This window comes from Flavobacterium chungnamense, from assembly GCF_039539165.1.
Taxonomy (GTDB): Bacteria; Bacteroidota; Bacteroidia; order Flavobacteriales; family Flavobacteriaceae; genus Flavobacterium; species Flavobacterium chungnamense.
Map to the genome: position 1 here is coordinate 60,789 of NZ_BAABCS010000020.1, position 18,577 is coordinate 79,365.

The following is an 18,577-nucleotide window of genomic DNA, read 5'->3' on the forward strand; positions in this document are numbered from 1 at the left end:
AAATTATAAAATTTCAATAGAAAACGAAGCTTCAAAACTTGAATTTTCTTCCAAAATTTGTATGTTTTTTTTATCGAATAAATTTCCATTACTAGACATATCATCAGCAAAGCCTATCCAGGGTTCAATACAAATAAATGGTGCGTTTTTGATAGTCCAAATTCCTAAACTGCTAAAATCTTCATAATTCACCTTCAAAAACGGATTTCCATTATCCAAAATTTTAACTGATTTTGATTCCAATGTTTTAAAAACTAAAGCATCTTTTTCAAAAAGAGAATAATTTAACGGCAAATTGGCTTTATCAAGTGCAATAGTACGAGTAGCACCAGAGAATAAATTATTTTCCAATTCATGAGTTATTAATTCTTCTTGATTTTCAAATTCTAAACTATAATTAGTAAAGTTTTTTGGTAGAGAAAGTGCTGGATGTGCTCCAATATTAAAAGGCATTTCTGCCTTAGAGTTGTTTTTAATATGATAAATGATGACTAACTTATTTTCAGTTAACACATATTTAATTTGTAACTCAAAATGAAATGGATATTTCTGTAATGTTTCATCATTTTCTTTTAAAGAAAAAATTACACTTACATCAGTTTTTTCAATGATTTCAAATTCAAAATCTCTTGCAAAACCATGCCTAGATAAATTATACTTTTTGTCATTATAAGAATAAGAATCGTTTTTTAATCCACCTACAATAGGAAATAAAATAGGTGAATGTTTACCCCAAAATTCCGGATTTCCTTCCCAAATATATTCTTTGTTAACTATTTGATTTTTAAATGAATTTAATTCAGCACCTTTAGTATTTATTGAAATTGAAAAAATCTTATTTTCTAATTGAATATTCATAACTATTTATGGTTTAAAAAAAATTTTAAATCATCAAATGATTTAATTTTAATACTAACTTTTTCTTTTCCTAAAACACTTTCAATCTGCTTCGGAATAGCTAATTTCACATTCAAAACAGGTTCAACAATGTCTAAAAACTTGATAGGATGTGCTGTTTCAAGGAAGAAACCAATTGAGTTTGGTTGTTCTTCTAATTCCTTTTTCAAACCCAAATAACCAACAGCACCATGAGGTTCGGCTATGTATCCTGAATTGGTATGAATATTTTTCATAGCAAATTTGGTTTCTTCATCAGTGTAAGTATAAGATGAAAAATCCTTTTCAAATTCAGATAAATCATTGTTATACATTTCTTGAATACGTACAAAATTACTTGGATTTCCAACATCCATAGCATTTGAAATTGTAGCAATAGAGACCTTTGCGTCATAAAATCCGTTTTCTAAAAATCTTGGAATTGTATCATTGGCATTCGTTGAAGCTACAAAATGGGTTAGAGGCAAGCCTAATTTTTTAGCCATAATTCCAGCGCAAATATTTCCGAAATTTCCACTTGGGCAAGACACGATTAAAGGTTTGTTGTGTTTTTTCAGTTCTTTGTAAGCAAAGAAGAAATAAAACATTTGTGGCAACCAACGAGCAATGTTTATAGAATTTGCTGATGTAAGGTTTTTATAATTCAAATCGGCATCTAAAAACGCTTTTTTGACCATATCTTGGCAATCGTCAAATACGCCATCAACTTCAAGAGCAGTGATGTTTTGTCCTAAAGTGGTCAATTGTCGTTCTTGAATATCACTAACTTTTCCTGAAGGATAAAGAATCACTACTTTAACGCCTTTTACACCAAGAAAACCACTAGCCACTGCGCCACCAGTATCTCCAGAAGTTGCCACTAAAACAGTATTTTTTTGATCTTTATCTTTATTAAAATAGGCCAAACATCTCGACATAAATCGGGCACCAACGTCTTTAAAAGCCATTGTTGGCCCGTGAAATAACTCCAGCGAATAGACATTTTCTTCTACTTGAACCAATGGAAAATCAAACGACAAGGTTTCGGAAATGATTTGTTTTAACTCAGCTTCAGGAATGTCGTCGCCTACAAATTGCTGAATGGCTTTAAAAGCAATTTCTTCGTTAGATAGGTTTTCAATATCTTCAAAAAAGGATTGCGGTAATTGATTAATTGTTTCAGGAAAATACAAACCTTTATCAGGTGCAAGTCCTTGAATAACGGCTTCTTGAAAAGAAACTTTGATTGCTTTATTGTTTAAACTGTAATACTTCATAAAAGGTACGAATTACGATGTACGAAGTACGAAAGTGAGAAATAATTACGAGATTGCAATACCTCTTATTTCGTATTTCTAATTTCGTACTTCTAAAATTTTTACTCCATTTGGGTTTATTTTTGAAATGTGCATATCAAATGCAATTCCAGTATTTTGATAGCTTTCACTCATGGCAAAGGCAACTTTTTCGGCTTTATCTTGACCTTTGCAAAGTGCGAAAATCGAAGGTCCAGCACCAGAAATTCCTGATCCTAAAGCGTCATTAAGCAAAGCAGCATTTTTCACTTCATCAAAATTAGGAATTAAATGTTTTCTTAAAGGTTCGATAATTACATCTTTCAGCGAACGTCCAATTAATTCATAATCGGAAGTGTACAAACCAGCAATTAAACCACCAAGATTTCCTGTCTGTGTAATGGCGTCTTTTAATGGAATCATAGGTTGTAAAACGGCACGAGCATCAGCTGTTTTTACCTCAATATGCGGATGTAAGACTACAGCGTAAAGTTCACTCGGACTTTCAATTCGAATCACATCTAAAGGATTGTAACCTCGAACTAAAGTAAAACCACCGAGTAGGCAAGGAGCAACGTTGTCGGCATGTTCGCAACCACTAGCTATTGCTTCGCCTTTCATAGCAAAATCAACTAATTCGTGTTTTGAAAATGGTTTGCCAAGCAATTCATTAATTCCAAAAACCGCTCCAGCCGCACTTGCAGAAGAACTTCCAATGCCACTTCCAGCTTTGATTTTTTTATGGATTTCAATTTCGAAGCCAAAATCAATTCCCAAGTTTTTTATAATAGCCAAAGCTGCAACACCAGCCACATTTTTTTCGGTTTCTGTCGGTAAATCGGCACCTGTTATTTTGGTAATTCTAATGCCTTTTTCAGGTGTCTTTCTGATAATCATTTCGTCACCAATTCCTTCTAAACAAGTTCCCATTACGTCAAATCCGCAATTGAGATTGGCAATTGTTGCTGGACAGAATATTTTTATTTCATTCATATTTTAAGACGCTATTTTTTTGCCGCAAAGACGCTAAGGCGCAAAGTTATTTTTAAATCTTTATTGCTAAAAAGCTAAATTCTTCGTGGCTTAGTGACTTTGTGGCTTATTATACATTTCCAATTCGAATCACATCTGCAAAAATTCCTGATGCGGTTACGGCTGCTCCAGCACCTGCGCCTTTTATAATTAGTGGTTGGTCGATGTATCTATCGGTGTAAAATTCGACGATATTGTCTTTTCCTTCCAAATTGTAAAACGGACTTTCTTTCGGAATAAATTGCAAACTAACACTCGCTTTTCCGTTATCAAACGAAGCTACGAATTTTAATCGAGAATCTTTCGCTTTTGCCTCCGCTAAAAGGTTTTCAAAATGGTTTGAATGTTTGGTTAGCGATTTGAAGAAATCTTCATTATTGGTAGTTTCCATGCATTCTTGTGGTAAGAAACAATTGTTTTCTATATGCTCCATTTCCATTTCGTAACCGCTTTCGCGAATTAGAATTAAAATTTTTCTAGCCACATCAACACCACTTAAATCTATTTTTGGATCGGGTTCGGTAAAACCTTGTACTCCAGCTTCTTTTACCACATCATGAAAGTTATAGGAATCACTAAAATTATTAAAAATAAAGTTCAAACTTCCTGATAAAACGGCATTGATTCTATTGACTTTATCACCTGAAGCAATCAAATGTTTTAATGTATCAATAATTGGTAAACCTGCTCCAACATTTGTTTCAAAAAGGAAAGGAGCGTTGTATTTTCTTGATAAAGATTTTAAGTATTTGTAATTTTCAAATTTGGAAGAACAAGCAATTTTGTTACAAGTAACGACTGCAATATTTTGTTTTAAAAATTGGTCATAAATCGATGCAATGTCATGATTAGCAGTAATATCTACAAAAATACTATTGCGTAAATTCAGACTTTTTGCTTTTGTAATAAATTCAGAAACGTTAGCATTTTCTCCATTTTCTATAATTGATTTCCAATCTTTTAAGTTCATTCCATCTTCATCAAAAAACATTTTGCGTGAATTGGAAAGTGCAATTACTCGAACATTTATCTTTAGATTTTCTTTCAAAAATTTCTTCTGTTGGTTGATTTGATCAATGAATTTTTCGCCCACATTTCCAACACCCATTACAAATAAATTCAACTGTTTGGTGTTATCTTCAAAGAAACGTTCGTGCAAAGTATTCAAAGCTTTCTTAACATCATTTTCGTTGATTACCACCGAAATATTTCTTTCAGAAGCTCCTTGCGCAATGGCTCTAATATTAACGTTATTTTTTCCTAAAGTACTGAACATTTTGCCACTCAAACCTTGATGATTTTTCATGTTTTCACCTACTAAAGCTACAATGCACAAGTCTTTTTCTACAAGACATGGATCGATTTTATTTTGACTAATTTCTAATTCAAATTCTGTTTCAATTGCTTTTTTTGCCAAATCAGCATCTTGGTTTTGAATTCCAATGCAAATAGAATGTTCCGATGAAGCTTGTGTGATAAAAATAACGTTAATATTATTTTGCGAAAGCACTGAAAATAAGCGTTTAGAAGAACCAGCAACACCAATCATTCCCGAACCTTCTAAAGTTAACAAAGCAATTTTATCGATATGAGAAATTCCTTTTATTGGGTTGTTGGAAGCTTTATTTTCACTAGAGATGTAAGTTCCAAGTGCTTGAGATTCGAAAGTGTTTTTAATCCAAATTGGAATCTGAGAATTAAAAACCGGTTGAATCGTTGGCGGATACAATACTTTAGCACCAAAATGCGACAATTCCATGGCTTCTTGGTAGGAAATAAATTCAATAGGTTGTGCTTGTTTTACAATTTTTGGATTGGCAGTAAACATTCCATTGACATCAGTCCAAATTTCTAAAGCTTCCGATTTTGTTCCATTTGCAATTATAGCAGCTGTGTAATCGGAACCACCTCGTCCAAGAGTTGTAGTGTTTTGATGTTCATCAGAAGCAATAAAACCAGGTAAAAGAACGACTTGCGATTTATTAGAACCAAAATAATAGGCAATTAATTTATTTGTTAATTCAAAATCAACTGATGCTTTTCCGAAGTTAGAATTGGTTTTGATTAACTCACGACTGTCTTTAAAAGCACTGTTTGGAATGGTTTGTTGCAAAGCCGTTGCAATAATTTGCGAGGATAATAATTCACCAAAACTAGCAATCGCATCAGCAGTTCTTGGAGATAATTCGCCCAAAAGAAAACAGCCATCAAGCAAGGTTTGTAGCTGATTAATTTGACTATTTATCTTGATTAGTAATTGATTTTGATTTGAATTATCAACTAAATCAGTAATAGTATCAAAGTGTTTTTGCTTGATTTCATCAATTGCAATTTTGTACGATTCATCTTTTGCAGCTGCTTTTTTAGAAGCATTTATTAGCATATCAGTTACACCATTCAATGCAGAAGCTACTACGGCGAGTTTATTTCCCTTGGCTTTTTCATTGACAATTTCGATTACGAGTTTTATGTTTTGGGCATTGGCTACCGAAGTGCCACCGAATTTTAGTGTTATCATAGTTTAGTTATTAATCATAGGATATGAGTTATTAGTCCTCAATAAGGATTGACAGCTCTCAATTGAAAGCCCATAGAAATTGGATTATATGTGAAAATTATACCCCAAATGGGGTTGTAGTTGTTGTAGATGTTGTGCCAACAAAAGTCGCAACCAAAGAAGTGGTTGTGAAAAGTGAAGTGATATTATTTTTGTTGTTCATCATACATTTCAAAAGTAGTATTTTTTGTTAATCAAAAAAATGTTACTTGTATTTTTATGAATATCACAATTTTACATCGTTATCGTATTTGAAATAAATTATTTGAATACTTATAAAAGCTAAAAATTATTGATTTGATAATAAAATAGAAGTTAAAATAGTTGTATTTTAACAATTGTTTGCTGAATTTTGAGCTCAAATTACATTCAAAAATGGAGCATTCGCATTACATCAGTTCGGAAGTGTTGCAATTAGAGACTTTGCAAGACATTATATCGCAACACAAACCAATTGCCTTATCGGAAGAAGCTAAAATCAATATTCAAAAATGCCGTGAGTATTTGGACAAAAAAATGGCTTCGCACGACAAACCGATTTACGGAATCAATACAGGTTTTGGCTCGTTGTGTAATGTGATTATATCTGATGAAAACTTATCGCAACTACAAGAAAACTTGGTGAAATCACATGCTTGTGGAACTGGAGATGAAGTGCCACAAGAGATTGTTAAAATCATGTTGTTGCTTAAAATTCAGAGTTTGAGTTATGGAAATTCTGGTGTACAATTACAAACGGCTGAGCGTTTAGTTGATTTTTATAACCATGATATTTTACCAGTAATTTATACTCAAGGTTCGCTTGGTGCAAGTGGAGATTTGGCTCCGTTGGCTCATTTGTCATTGCCATTGTTAGGAGAAGGCGAAGTGAATTATGAAGGATTTCGTCAACCTGCAAAGAAGGTTTTGGAAAAAATGGGTTGGAAACCAATCGTTTTGCAATCTAAAGAAGGTTTGGCTTTGCTGAACGGCACACAATTTATGAGTTCGTATGGAAGTTATATTTTGCTAAAAGCGATGAAATTTTCGTATTTGGCTGATGTAATTTCGGCGATTTCGCTTGAAGGATTTGATGGGAGAATCGAACCTTTTAATGAATTGATACATTATGTTCGTCCTCACAAAGGTCAGATTGTTACGGCTAAACGCATGACAGAGTTGTTAGAAGATAGTCAAATTATTGCTCAAGAAAAGCAACATGTTCAAGATCCCTATTCGTTCCGATGTATTCCGCAAGTTCATGGTGCTTCGAAAGATACTATTGATTATGTAAAGAAAGTTTTCAAGACAGAAATCAATTCGGTTACGGATAATCCAAATATTTTTGTAGGTGAAGATGTGATTATTTCTGGTGGAAATTTCCATGGTCAACCTTTAGCTTTGGCTTTAGATTTCTTAGCTATTGCTTTATCAGAATTAGGAAGTATTTCGGAAAGAAGAACTTATCAGTTGATATCTGGTTTGCGTGGTTTGCCTGCTTTTTTAGTGGACAATCCTGGTTTGAATTCAGGCTTTATGATTCCACAATACACTGCTGCTAGTATCGCTAGTCAGAACAAACAATTGGCAACACCAGCAAGTATTGACAGCATTGTTTCGAGTAACGGTCAAGAAGATCATGTTTCGATGGGAGCAAATGCTGCAACTAAATGCTTAAAAATAATGGAAAATTTAGAGCGCATTTTAGCAATTGAATTGATGAATGCATCTCAAGCCATAGAATTTAGAAGACCATTAAAATCAAGTGCTTTTATTGAAATGTTTTTAAAATCATATCGTGAAGAAGTTCCTTTTGTTAAAGAAGATCGAATTTTACACTATGATATTGAAAAATCGGTAGCGTTTTTAAATACTTTTTTGATTGATTTGGAGGATTAAAGATTTTTCAAAATTAATAGTATTGAATTAAAAGTTTTTGCTAATAATTCTATTTTCTTTGTCTAAAGTTATTAATTGGTGCTTACCATACATGATATAGTTAGCGTTTTTACCGACTTTAAAATCTAGATATTTTGGTGCATATCCCCAATTAGGGTCAACTACTTTTTCTCCTTTTTGATTGTAGTAATTTATAATTTCCTCGCTTTCTTTTGTTTTAGTATAGCTGTAATCTTGAACATCATAAAGACCTTCATATACTTCTTTCATTCTGTTATCAAATTTTACAGGCGGAATAACAATAGAGCCATTATAATCAATTACAAATCTACAGGTATTGTTATCAACAATAATGTTTCCATATTTATTGAAATAATTTCCATCAAGATATTTGAAATTGGTTAAGATTTTAATGGTCTCCAATTTTTCATCGATAAGAATAAAGGTAGTAATGACTTTACCATTAATTTTTTCTCCATAATAGTTTTTGGAGTCAGGTTCTTTTATCTTTTCAAGTGCTATACAATGTCCTTTGTAGAAGTTAGTCAAGGGAATTAAGCTGCTTTTAATTTTTCCTCCATCTAATGTAGCAAAACCATAATTAAATTTTTGGTCATTACTTTTATAAGTAAAAACATTACTATCAATAGGAAGTCCGTTCAATCGACTAAAATTCTCTGATACTTTGTATGTTTTAGAGTTATAGGTCAAATAGTAAGTTTTGGTTTTGATATTTTTAACTAAATAGTTATTAGGATTCCAATAGGTAACTAAGCTATCTTTTGTTTGGAATATTTCTTGTCCACTAAAAGCATCAATAACTACCATTATGTGCCTCTTTTTCTTAGTTAATTCAGTATACGAATTTAGATTTTCATTATCATATTTAAATTCAGTCAGAATACTACCATATCGACTTACTTTTGCGTATTTTCCATTTTTAGTGGCATAACCAAATTCTCCTATTTGCATTATTTCAAATTCTTGTTCGTCAAAAGAGCTCATGTCTTGCAAGTAGTGCTTGTCAATAATTCCCATTTCTTTCATTATTTGAAAAACATGAATCGTACCTTCGTCTTGACATGGAAAATAATCTCCTTTTCCAATAGTTCTTTTGTTGCAATAGGCGACTACGCCATTTTTAATGCTAGAGATTTCTTTAAAAAAAAACGGATATTGTTTACCTTTATTATTGGTAAAAGTCCAACCATTTTTAGTTTTAAATAAATATACTTCCCTTTGAACTAAGCCACCATCAACAATGGGAATGTAGTTATTGTCTTGACTATAGGATAGTTCAGTAATTAATAAAAGGAAGAGGATTGCAATTTGTGTTACTCTATGGTGCATAAGAAGCTATTTATTTATATAGAGAGCTATTGTAGTTAAAAGGTTGGGAGCGACAGGGTATTATAATACCAAACTTAAAATCCCCAAAGCTGCAGGAATAGCTTGTACAAACAAAATCCGTTTAGAAGCTGTAATGGCTCCATAAATTCCAGCTATTAAAACGCAGATTAGAAAAAATAACGCTACATTTTTACTCCAAATGGCATCTGAAATAAAGAGTGACCAAATCAATCCTGCGGCAAGAAATCCATTGTATAAACCTTGATTGGCAGCCATGACTTTGGTTTTTTCAAATTGATCTTCGGGTATAGTTTTGAATACTTTTTTGGCACGAGTTGTCCAAGCAAACATTTCTAACCTAAGAATATATAAGTGAATAAAAGCAATAAATCCGACGATGATTTGTGATGTAATGTTCATATTTATGGTATTAAATTATTTACTAATTACTTTTTACTAATTACTTCTTCTTAATATTATTTTCAATTGCTTTAATCATTTCACCTGCAATATCTTTATTGGTTGCACCTTCAATTCCCTCTAATCCTGGAGATGAATTTACTTCCAATAAAAGTGGTCCTTTTGAAGAACGAATGATGTCAACTCCTGCAACTCTTAAGTCCATAGCTTTTGCTGCTTTTATTGCAATTCGTTTTTCATCGGCTGTTGGTTTTACAATTGATGCCGTTCCACCCATGTGAATGTTGGCTCTGAATTCTCCTGGTGCAGCTTCACGTTGAATTGAAGCAACAACTTTTCCATCAACTACAAATAATCGTAAATCTTTTCCGTTGGCTTCTTTTATAAATTCTTGGACTAAGATATTGGCATTCAAACTTTTGAAAGCATTAATTACCGATTCAGCAGCTTTTTTGGTTTCCGCTAAAACGACTCCTTTTCCTTGCGTACCTTCTAATAATTTTACAATTAATGGAGAACCACCAACCATTTTTATCAAATCGTCAGTATCTAAAGGTGAGTTGGCAAATCCGGTTGTTGGAATATCAACTCCATTTCTAAGTAATAATTGTAACGAAAATAACTTATCTCGTGATTGTGTTATTGCTGCAGCTGAATTCAAACAATAGACTTTCATGGCTTCAAATTGTCGAGTCAAAGCGCAACCATAAAAAGTTATACTTGGTCGGATTCTAGGAATTACAGCATCAAAATTATCCAAAACTTTTCCACCACGATAATGAATTTCGGGTTGGTCTGCATCGAGTTTCATGTAACATTCTTTGATGTTTAAGAAATGCATTTCATGACCACGCATTTCACCAGCTTCCATAATTCGTCTATTGCTGTATAACTCTGGATTACTAGCCAATAAACCAATACGCAAGCCCGATTTATTTGGAATAGCATTTACATATAAGTCTTTCAAATTCTCTGTAGTAGTTTGACCTAACAGATATTTTTGTTCTGGATCTACTAGAATTCTTCCGCTCATGGCTTCACGACCAAGTAACATTCGAAATCCCATTGAATCGCGATTGGTTAGTGTCATTTCAATTTTCCAAGAGTCATTTCCGAGTTTTATTTCGGTTTGAATGACATAACGTTGTTCACGAAAACCGCTAGAACTTTTTACTACACGTTTGTCAATTAGTAATGCCTCGCAATGAATAACGGTTTTGAGATTGTTTTGGATAGGATTGATGTCAAATTTTACCCAATTGATTCCTTCTTTTACAAAAGGTGCAATGTTTATAGCATGCAATGCAGATGTTTTTGCACCAGAATCAACACGTGCTTTAATTGCTGGAATTCCAAGTTCGGGAAAAGAACACCATTCTTCTGAACCTAATATGATTTTGTTTTGTGGCATTTTATTTAAATGTTAAGCCACGAATTACACGAATTTTCACTAATTATTTAGAGTAATTCAAGTATTTCGTGGCTGAAATATTGAGGTTTATATTTTTAACTTGTTGGTTTTTCTTTCTTTTGAACTCTTACATTCAATTCGTCAGCGCCATCTTCGATATCCATAAAAATTTCGTCACCAGAATTGATTTTAGAAGTGATAATTTCTTCGGCAAGCGTATCTTCAACATATTTTTGAATAGCTCTTTTTAACGGTCTTGCGCCAAATTGTTTATCAAATCCTTTTTCAGCGATGTAGGCTTTGGCTTTATCAGATAAATTTAATGTATATCCTAAATCAGCTACACGTGCATATAATTTTTTCAATTCGATTTCGATGATTTTGTCAATATCATGTTTCTCTAATGAGTTGAATACAATTACATCATCAATTCTGTTAAGGAATTCAGGTGCAAAAGTTTTCTTCAAGGCATTTTCAATAATTCCTTTAGAATGATCATCGGCTTGAGCTACTTTAGCAGCCGTTCCGAAACCAACTCCTTGTCCAAAGTCTTTCAGTTGACGTGCACCAACATTAGAAGTCATAATAATGATAGTATTTTTGAAGTCAATTTTACGACCTAAACTATCAGTTAAATAACCATCATCAAGAACTTGTAACATCATATTGAAAACATCTGGATGTGCTTTTTCGATTTCATCTAAAAGAACCACACAATAAGGTTTTCTTCTTACTTTTTCTGTTAATTGTCCACCTTCTTCATAACCAACATATCCTGGAGGCGCACCAATTAATCGAGAAATCGCAAATTTTTCCATGTATTCACTCATGTCAATACGAATTAACGCATCTTCAGAATCGAATAATTCTTTTGCTAAAACTTTAGCTAATTGTGTTTTTCCAACTCCAGTGGAACCAAGGAAAATAAACGAACCAATAGGACGATTTGGATCTTTCAATCCAGCACGATTTCTTTGGATAGAACGAGCAATTTTTAGCACCGCTTCGTTTTGCCCAATCACCTTACCTTGAAGTAGTTCAGGTAAATTGGCTAACTTATTACTTTCAGTCTGCGCAATTCTATTTACAGGAATTCCTGTCATCATCGAAACAACATCAGCAACGTTATCTTCTGTAACTTGAATACGATTATTTTTAGAATCTTCTTCCCATTGTTCTTGAGCAATAGCAAGTTCTTTTTCTAATTTCTTTTCGTCATCACGAAGTTTGGCTGCTTCTTCATATTTCTGTCTTTTTACAACTGAATTTTTAAGCTCACGAACTTCTTCTAACTGGCGTTCTAAATCCAAAATTTGCTTTGGAACATCAATATTTGTAATGTGAACTCTTGATCCAGCTTCATCTAAAGCATCAATTGCTTTGTCTGGTAAAAAACGCTCTGACATGTATCTATCTGTAAGCTTTACACATGCTTCAATAGCTTCATCAGTGTATGTTACATTATGATGGTCTTCATATTTGTTTTTGATATTATTTAAAATCGTAATCGTTTCTACAACAGAAGTTGGTTCCACAATTACTTTTTGGAAACGTCTTTCTAAAGCACCATCTTTTTCAATATATTGTCTGTATTCATCTAATGTTGTAGCTCCAATACATTGTATTTCGCCTCTAGCTAAAGCAGGTTTGAACATATTAGAAGCATCAAGCGAACCTGTTGCTCCACCAGCACCAACTATGGTGTGAATTTCGTCAATGAATAAAATGATATCGTCGTTTTTCTCTAACTCATTCATTACAGCTTTCATTCGCTCTTCAAATTGTCCTCTGTATTTTGTTCCAGCAACTAAACTTGCTAAGTCTAAAGTTACGACTCTTTTATTAAATAGGATTCTTGAAACTTTCTTTTGGATAATTCTCAAGGCCAAACCTTCAGCAATCGCTGATTTACCAACTCCAGGTTCACCAATTAATAAAGGATTGTTTTTCTTTCTACGGCTTAAAATTTGAGAAACTCTTTCGATTTCTTTTTCACGACCTACAACTGGATCCAGTTTTCCTTCTTCTGCCATTTCTGTCAAATCACGACCAAAGTTATCCAAAACAGGAGTTTTAGATTTTTTGTTAGATTTGTTGGCAGGTGTGTTAAAACTATCGCCTTTCATGCTGTCATCTTGACCTGAATCTTCATTGAACGATTCGTTTCTTGGTAAATTTTCTAAAAAATCTTCGTCTTTTGGTGTCATATCTAAATATTGTTCTTTGGCTATTTCATAATCGATTTTCATCTTATTTAATAGCTTTGTTGTGGGATCATTTTCGTTTCTCAATATACACAACAATAAATGTGCCGTGCTAATTGAGGTGCTTTGAAAAACTTTTGCTTCAAGAAAAGTAGTCTTTAAAGCACGTTCTGCTTGTCTTGTTAAGTGTAAGTTTTTCTTTTCGATGCTAGTTTCTGCATTAGGATTTGGAGGACTTAAAACTTCAACTTTACGTCGTAAATGGTCTAAATCAACAGAAAGATTATTCAAAATATTGATTGCCTTTCCATTTCCATCTCTCAAAATTCCAAGCATAAGGTGTTCAGTGCCAATAAAATCGTGACCTAAACGTAAAGCTTCTTCCTTACTGTAGGTAATAACATCTTTAACTCTTGGAGAAAAATTATCATCCATATCTATAATTGTATTATTGAGGTAAATTTAGTGAATTACTTGAATTATTACAAATATCATTCCGTGTAAAACACTTGTCAGTAAATTGACAAAAAAATATTTAAATATAATGCTAACAATTTGGTAATTTATTAACCATTTTATTAGTCAAATTTGTTAATAAATCATTGAAATTAGTGTTTGAAAATGCTTTTAAAAATATCAAAAAGATGTATATTGCACGTTTGAATTCTAAATTAATTTATTTTAAAAATTTATAAATATGTCTGACGGAGAAAAGTTAATTCCTATTAACATTGAAGACGAAATGAAGTCAGCTTACATCGATTATTCGATGTCAGTTATTGTATCAAGAGCATTGCCAGATGTACGTGATGGTTTAAAACCAGTACACAGAAGAGTACTTTATGGAATGTATGATTTAGGAGTTTTTTCTAATAGAGCTCACAAAAAATCCGCAAGAATTGTTGGAGAAGTTTTAGGTAAGTACCATCCACACGGAGATACTTCCGTATATGATGCAATGGTTCGTATGGCTCAAGAATGGAGTTTACGTTATTTGTTAATTGATGGTCAAGGTAACTTTGGTTCAGTTGATGGTGATAGTCCAGCAGCGATGCGTTACACTGAGGCAAGAATGAAAAAAATGTCGGAAGACATTATGGCAGATATCGATAAAGAAACTGTTGATTTCAAATTGAATTTTGATGATACTTTATATGAGCCAACAGTAATGCCAACACGTGTTCCAAATTTATTAATAAATGGAGCATCAGGAATTGCAGTAGGTATGGCTACCAATATGGCGCCTCATAACTTAACAGAAGTTATTGACGGAACATTAGCTTATATTGACAATGAAGAAATAGAAATTGACGAATTAATGAACCATATCAAAGCTCCAGATTTTCCAACTGGTGGTGTGATTTATGGTTATGAAGGCGTTCGTGAAGCTTTCAAAACAGGAAGAGGTAGAATTGTAATGCGTGCTAAAGTTGGCTTTGAAGAAGTTGACGGAAGAGAATCGATTATTGTTACTGAAATTCCATACCAAGTTAACAAAGCTGAAATGATTAAAAAAACAGCTGACTTGGTTAATGAGAAAAAAATTGAAGGTATTGCCAATATTCGTGATGAATCGGATAGAAATGGTATGCGTATCGTTTATATCTTAAAACGTGATGCTGTTGCCAATGTAGTTTTGAATACCTTATATAAATATACTCAATTACAATCTTCTTTCAGTGTAAATAATATTGCATTAGTAAAAGGAAGACCTCAAATGTTGAATCTGAAAGATTTAATTCACTATTTTGTGGAACATCGTCATGATGTTGTGGTTCGTAGAACTCAATTTGAATTAAGAAAAGCTGAGGAAAGAGCTCACATTTTAGAAGGTTTAATCATTGCTTCAGACAATATTGATGAAGTAATTGCATTAATTCGTGCTTCTAAAGATGGTGAAGAAGCAAGAACCAAGTTAATCGAAAGATTTAGTTTGTCAGATATTCAAGCTCGTGCTATTGTTGAAATGCGTTTGAGACAATTAACAGGTCTTGAGCAAGATAAACTTCGTGCAGAGTATGAAGAAATCATGAAATTAATCAATCATTTAAAAGAATTGTTAGCTAGCAAAGAAATGCGTATGGCTTTAATTAAAGAAGAGTTGATTGAAATTAGAGATAAATATGGAGATGAGCGTCGTTCTGTAATTGAATATGCAGGTGGTGATGTCAGTATCGAAGATTTAATTGCCGATGAAAATGTAGTAATTACAATTTCGCATGCAGGTTATATCAAACGTACATCTTTGACAGAATACAAAACTCAAAATAGAGGAGGAGTTGGACAAAAAAGTGCTGGAACAAGAGATCAAGATTTCTTAGAACATTTATTTGTAGCGACGAATCACAATTACTTATTGATTTTTACTCAAAAAGGAAAATGTTATTGGATGCGTGTTTACGAAATTCCAGAAGGAAATAAACAAAGTAAAGGTCGTGCGCTTCAAAACCTTATCAACATTGAAAGTGATGATAAAGTAAAAGCATTTATATGTACTCAAGATTTGAAAAATCAAGAATACGTTAAAAATCATTACATCATTATGGCTACTAAAAAAGGTCAAGTGAAAAAAACATCTTTAGAAAAATATGCAAAACCAAGAGTAAATGGTGTTGCTGCCATTACAATTAAAGAAGATGATGAATTATTTGCAGCAGAACTAACAAACGGAAGTAGCCAAGTTTTAATTGCAGTTAAATCTGGTAAGTTAGTTCGTTTTGAAGAAGCTAAAACTCGTCCTATGGGAAGAACAGCATCTGGAGTAAGAGGAATTAGATTGAGAGATGAACAAGATGAAGTAGTTGGAATGGTTTCTGTTGATGAAAATAGCATTAATGAAACACAATTATTATGTGTAACAGAAAATGGTTACGGAAAAAGAACAAAACTTGAAGATGAAGGTGAATCAGTTTATAGAATTACAAACAGAGGTGGAAAAGGTGTTAAAACATTGAACATTACTGAAAAAACTGGTGCTTTAGTTTCTATCAATACAGTTACCGATGCAGATGATTTAATGATTATTAACAAATCTGGTTTAACCATCAGAATGGATGTTTCTACTTTAAGAGTTATGGGACGTGCTACACAAGGTGTTCGATTGATTAACTTAAAGGGAAGTGATTCTATTGCAGCAGTAACTAAAGTTATGAAAGACGAAGAGGAAGAAGCTATTGCAATTGACGGCGAAGAATTAGAAATCGATCCAAATGCGGTAATCGAAGATGATGCTGATGATGACGATGTTGCAGAAAATCAAGATGACGAAGCAGATGATGTTGAAGACGATTCTGAAGAATAATTTTTTAAAATTTAAATAAATTGATAAAGCTATGTTTTCCTAATAAATTTATTTGGTGGCATAGCTTTTGTTAATTAACACGAAAAACAACAATTAAATAATACCATTATGAAAATTAAACAAATAATAATTGCTAGCACATTATTAGTTTCTGTTGCTTCTTTTTCTCAAAAAGAGGAATTGAAAGCGTTAAAAAAATTATATGCAAAAGAAGTATTAAAAGGTGAAGATTTAGTAGAATATAAAAATTTAGTTACAAAAGTTGCCCCATTAGCAATTGAAGAAGGTGATAAAGTTTATTCTGAATTCTACAAAAGTATGATTCCAATTTTGGATATGAATGCATTAGCACAAGATGTAACGTTAACACCTCTTCAAGTTCAAATGAAAATGGCTAAAGCAGTAACTCCAAAAACTATTTCTGAATTGTCTAAAGGTTTAAATGCTACGCTTGAATATGAGAAAAAAGTTGGTAAAAAGATTCAAACAGATGATATCAATGAGACTATTACAGCATTCAAACCAACCTTATTGAATTATGCAATATATTTAGGTAATGAAAAAAAGCAAAAAGAAGCTTCAGAAGTTTTATATGCAATATATCAGTTAGATAAAAAAGATACTGATAATCTATACTATGCTGCTAATTATGCGGTTAATGGTCAAGATTATGAAAATTCATTAAAATATTATAGAGAACTAAAAAGTATTAATTACTCTGGAGAAAAAACTTTATACATAGCAAAAAATAAAGTAACTGGTCAAGAAGAAAATTATACTAAGAAAGAAGATAGAGATAATCTTGTGAAATTAGGAACTCATATCAACCCAAAAGAAGAGAAAGAGCCTTCAAAGAAAGGAGAAATCACTAAGAATATTGCGTTAATTTTAGTTGAGTTAGACAGAAAAGATGAAGCTAAAGCAGCACTTGCAGATGCTAGAAAAGAAAATCCAGATGATGTTAATTTGATAACATATGAAGCTGACATTTATTTAAAAATGAATGATACAGAAAATTATAAAAGATTAATAAACGAAGCATTGGAAAAAAGTCCTAACGATAAAGTTTTATTATTTAATTTAGGAGTTACAAGTGGAAACGCAAATCAATTGGAAGATGCTGAAAAATATTACAAAAGAGTAATTGAAATTGATCCTAAATATACTGATGCTTATCTTAATTTATCAGATATCATTTTAAAACCAGACGCTAAAATTGTTAAGGATATGAATAATTTAGGTGTTAGTGCTAAAGATCAAAAACAGTATGAAGTTTTAAAGTCAGAACGTCAAAAATTATTTAACAAAGCAATGCCTGTTTTAGAAAAAGCTTATGAATTAGATCCAACAAATGAAATTGTTAAAAGCAATTTAAAATCAGTTTATAGTTTTCTAGAATTAAATGATAAAATAAAAGCAATGAATTAGTATTGTTTTTAAACTTAAAAAAAAGCGTTCAAAATTTGAACGCTTTTTTTATTTATATGATTTTCTTAATAACTCTTAATCTGTGAGTATGTCTGTTGAGTTCAGCATTATAAATTCCTAAATGATCTAATCGGTCAATTCTAACTTTGCCACTTGCATGAATGATATAGTTATCTTCCAACATAATGCCTACGTGAATTATTTTACCTTCTTCGTTATCAAAAAAGGCTAAGTCTCCTGGTTCACTTTCTTCAATAAAACTTAATACTTCACCTTGACTGGCTTGTTGCGAAGCATCACGAAGCAATTTATATCCATTTAATTTGTAAACCATTTGGGTAAAACCTGAGCAATCAATACCAAATGGAGTTTTTCCACCCCAAAGATACGGTGCATTCAAGTACATATAAGCTGTGTTTATCAAACTTGCTTTAGACTTTATTCCACTTATTTTTAATCCTTCAAACTCATAGTTTTCTGTATTTATATCGCTATGATTTAAAAAGGATAGAGAAGCTCCAAGTGTAACTGGTATTAAAACATTGTTTTTTGTTGAAATATATTCAACCAAATCAGAATTCAAAATAATAGCTTCTTTGCAAAGCATTTCATAATTTTCTTTCGAAATTATCTGATATTGTTTACTATCAATCCAACCTTCATAATCATCAAACTGTAATCTTACTTTAGACCATTGTTTATTGTGTTCAAGAACTTCAAAATGTTCTCCAAAAAGTATTTGAGAGACAATTTCACTTCTGTCACTTGGTTCTATTCGTAAAGGAATTGTTGATAAATTACAAATGGCAAACATGCAATTTTTTT

General features: G+C 32.2%; 12 protein-coding genes. 3 read left to right on the forward strand and 9 right to left on the reverse strand.

Going from position 1 to position 18,577, the window contains the following annotated elements; all coding sequences use genetic code 11:
- Positions 1 to 3: 3 nt before the first annotated feature.
- The 4 genes from ABD771_RS10725 to thrA form a co-directional block, all read right to left on the reverse strand.
- Positions 4 to 858, reverse strand: coding sequence for an aldose 1-epimerase family protein (locus ABD771_RS10725; protein WP_345094375.1), 855 nt, complete (start codon positions 856 to 858; stop codon positions 4 to 6).
- 2 nt (positions 859 to 860) lie between these two features.
- A complete protein-coding gene (gene thrC, locus ABD771_RS10730; protein WP_345094377.1) occupies positions 861 to 2,153 on the reverse strand; it encodes a threonine synthase in 1,293 nt (430 codons plus the stop codon).
- A 78-nt stretch (positions 2,154 to 2,231) separates the two neighbouring features.
- Positions 2,232 to 3,164, reverse strand: coding sequence for a homoserine kinase (locus ABD771_RS10735; protein WP_345094379.1), 933 nt, complete (start codon positions 3,162 to 3,164; stop codon positions 2,232 to 2,234).
- A gap of 109 nt (positions 3,165 to 3,273) precedes the next feature.
- Complete coding sequence (gene thrA / locus ABD771_RS10740; RefSeq protein ID WP_345094381.1) at positions 3,274 to 5,721, reverse strand: bifunctional aspartate kinase/homoserine dehydrogenase I; 2,448 nt, start codon at positions 5,719 to 5,721, stop codon at positions 3,274 to 3,276.
- A 414-nt stretch (positions 5,722 to 6,135) separates the two neighbouring features.
- Here thrA and hutH point away from each other — a divergent pair, with 414 nt between their 5' ends.
- On the forward strand, positions 6,136 to 7,638 hold the full coding sequence (gene hutH / locus ABD771_RS10745) for a histidine ammonia-lyase (protein ID WP_345094383.1): 1,503 nt from the start codon (positions 6,136 to 6,138) through the stop codon (positions 7,636 to 7,638).
- 27 nt (positions 7,639 to 7,665) lie between these two features.
- Here the strand turns inward: hutH and ABD771_RS10750 are convergent, their stop codons facing one another.
- The 4 genes from ABD771_RS10750 to ABD771_RS10765 all read right to left on the reverse strand — a co-directional run bounded on the left by ABD771_RS10750 (position 7,666) and on the right by ABD771_RS10765 (position 13,458).
- Positions 7,666 to 8,988, reverse strand: coding sequence for a hypothetical protein (locus ABD771_RS10750; protein WP_345094385.1), 1,323 nt, complete (start codon positions 8,986 to 8,988; stop codon positions 7,666 to 7,668).
- Positions 8,989 to 9,048: 60 nt separating this feature from the next.
- The gene (locus ABD771_RS10755; RefSeq protein WP_345094387.1) at positions 9,049 to 9,408 is read right to left on the reverse strand and encodes a DUF1304 domain-containing protein; all 360 of its coding nucleotides are present in this window, start codon (positions 9,406 to 9,408) and stop codon (positions 9,049 to 9,051) included.
- 40 nt (positions 9,409 to 9,448) lie between these two features.
- Positions 9,449 to 10,819 carry a 30S ribosomal protein S6--L-glutamate ligase gene (gene rimK, locus ABD771_RS10760; RefSeq protein WP_345094389.1) on the reverse strand — a complete coding sequence of 457 codons (1,371 nt, stop codon included), beginning with the start codon at positions 10,817 to 10,819 and terminating at the stop codon, positions 9,449 to 9,451.
- Between the two features lie 95 nt (positions 10,820 to 10,914).
- Entirely contained in the window at positions 10,915 to 13,458 is a 2,544-nt protein-coding gene (locus tag ABD771_RS10765) for an ATP-dependent Clp protease ATP-binding subunit (RefSeq protein ID WP_345094391.1), read from the reverse strand.
- Between the two features lie 262 nt (positions 13,459 to 13,720).
- On the opposite strand from ABD771_RS10765, the gene gyrA reads away from it, so the two are divergent.
- Complete coding sequence (gyrA, locus tag ABD771_RS10770; protein WP_345094393.1) at positions 13,721 to 16,324, forward strand: DNA gyrase subunit A; 2,604 nt, start codon at positions 13,721 to 13,723, stop codon at positions 16,322 to 16,324.
- Between the two features lie 108 nt (positions 16,325 to 16,432).
- Positions 16,433 to 17,752 carry a tetratricopeptide repeat protein gene (locus tag ABD771_RS10775; protein WP_345094395.1) on the forward strand — a complete coding sequence of 440 codons (1,320 nt, stop codon included), beginning with the start codon at positions 16,433 to 16,435 and terminating at the stop codon, positions 17,750 to 17,752.
- Between the two features lie 52 nt (positions 17,753 to 17,804).
- Here ABD771_RS10775 and ABD771_RS10780 read toward each other — a convergent pair whose 3' ends face one another.
- The gene (locus ABD771_RS10780) at positions 17,805 to 18,566 is read right to left on the reverse strand and encodes a C40 family peptidase (RefSeq protein ID WP_345094397.1); all 762 of its coding nucleotides are present in this window, start codon (positions 18,564 to 18,566) and stop codon (positions 17,805 to 17,807) included.
- Positions 18,567 to 18,577 lie beyond the last annotated feature (11 nt).

Excerpts from the sequence above, each read along its gene's own strand:
- ABD771_RS10725 (WP_345094375.1), bottom strand. The coding sequence starts at position 858 with ATGAATATTCAATTAGAAAATAAGATTTTTTCAATTTCAATAAATACT.
- thrC (WP_345094377.1), bottom strand. The coding sequence starts at position 2,153 with ATGAAGTATTACAGTTTAAACAATAAAGCAATCAAAGTTTCTTTTCAA.
- ABD771_RS10735 (WP_345094379.1), bottom strand. The coding sequence starts at position 3,164 with ATGAATGAAATAAAAATATTCTGTCCAGCAACAATTGCCAATCTCAAT.
- thrA (WP_345094381.1), bottom strand. The coding sequence starts at position 5,721 with ATGATAACACTAAAATTCGGTGGCACTTCGGTAGCCAATGCCCAAAAC.
- hutH (WP_345094383.1), top strand. The coding sequence starts at position 6,136 with ATGGAGCATTCGCATTACATCAGTTCGGAAGTGTTGCAATTAGAGACT.
- ABD771_RS10750 (WP_345094385.1), bottom strand. The coding sequence starts at position 8,988 with ATGCACCATAGAGTAACACAAATTGCAATCCTCTTCCTTTTATTAATT.
- ABD771_RS10755 (WP_345094387.1), bottom strand. The coding sequence starts at position 9,408 with ATGAACATTACATCACAAATCATCGTCGGATTTATTGCTTTTATTCAC.
- rimK (WP_345094389.1), bottom strand. The coding sequence starts at position 10,819 with ATGCCACAAAACAAAATCATATTAGGTTCAGAAGAATGGTGTTCTTTT.
- ABD771_RS10765 (WP_345094391.1), bottom strand. The coding sequence starts at position 13,458 with ATGGATGATAATTTTTCTCCAAGAGTTAAAGATGTTATTACCTACAGT.
- gyrA (WP_345094393.1), top strand. The coding sequence starts at position 13,721 with ATGTCTGACGGAGAAAAGTTAATTCCTATTAACATTGAAGACGAAATG.
- ABD771_RS10775 (WP_345094395.1), top strand. The coding sequence starts at position 16,433 with ATGAAAATTAAACAAATAATAATTGCTAGCACATTATTAGTTTCTGTT.
- ABD771_RS10780 (WP_345094397.1), bottom strand. The coding sequence starts at position 18,566 with ATGTTTGCCATTTGTAATTTATCAACAATTCCTTTACGAATAGAACCA.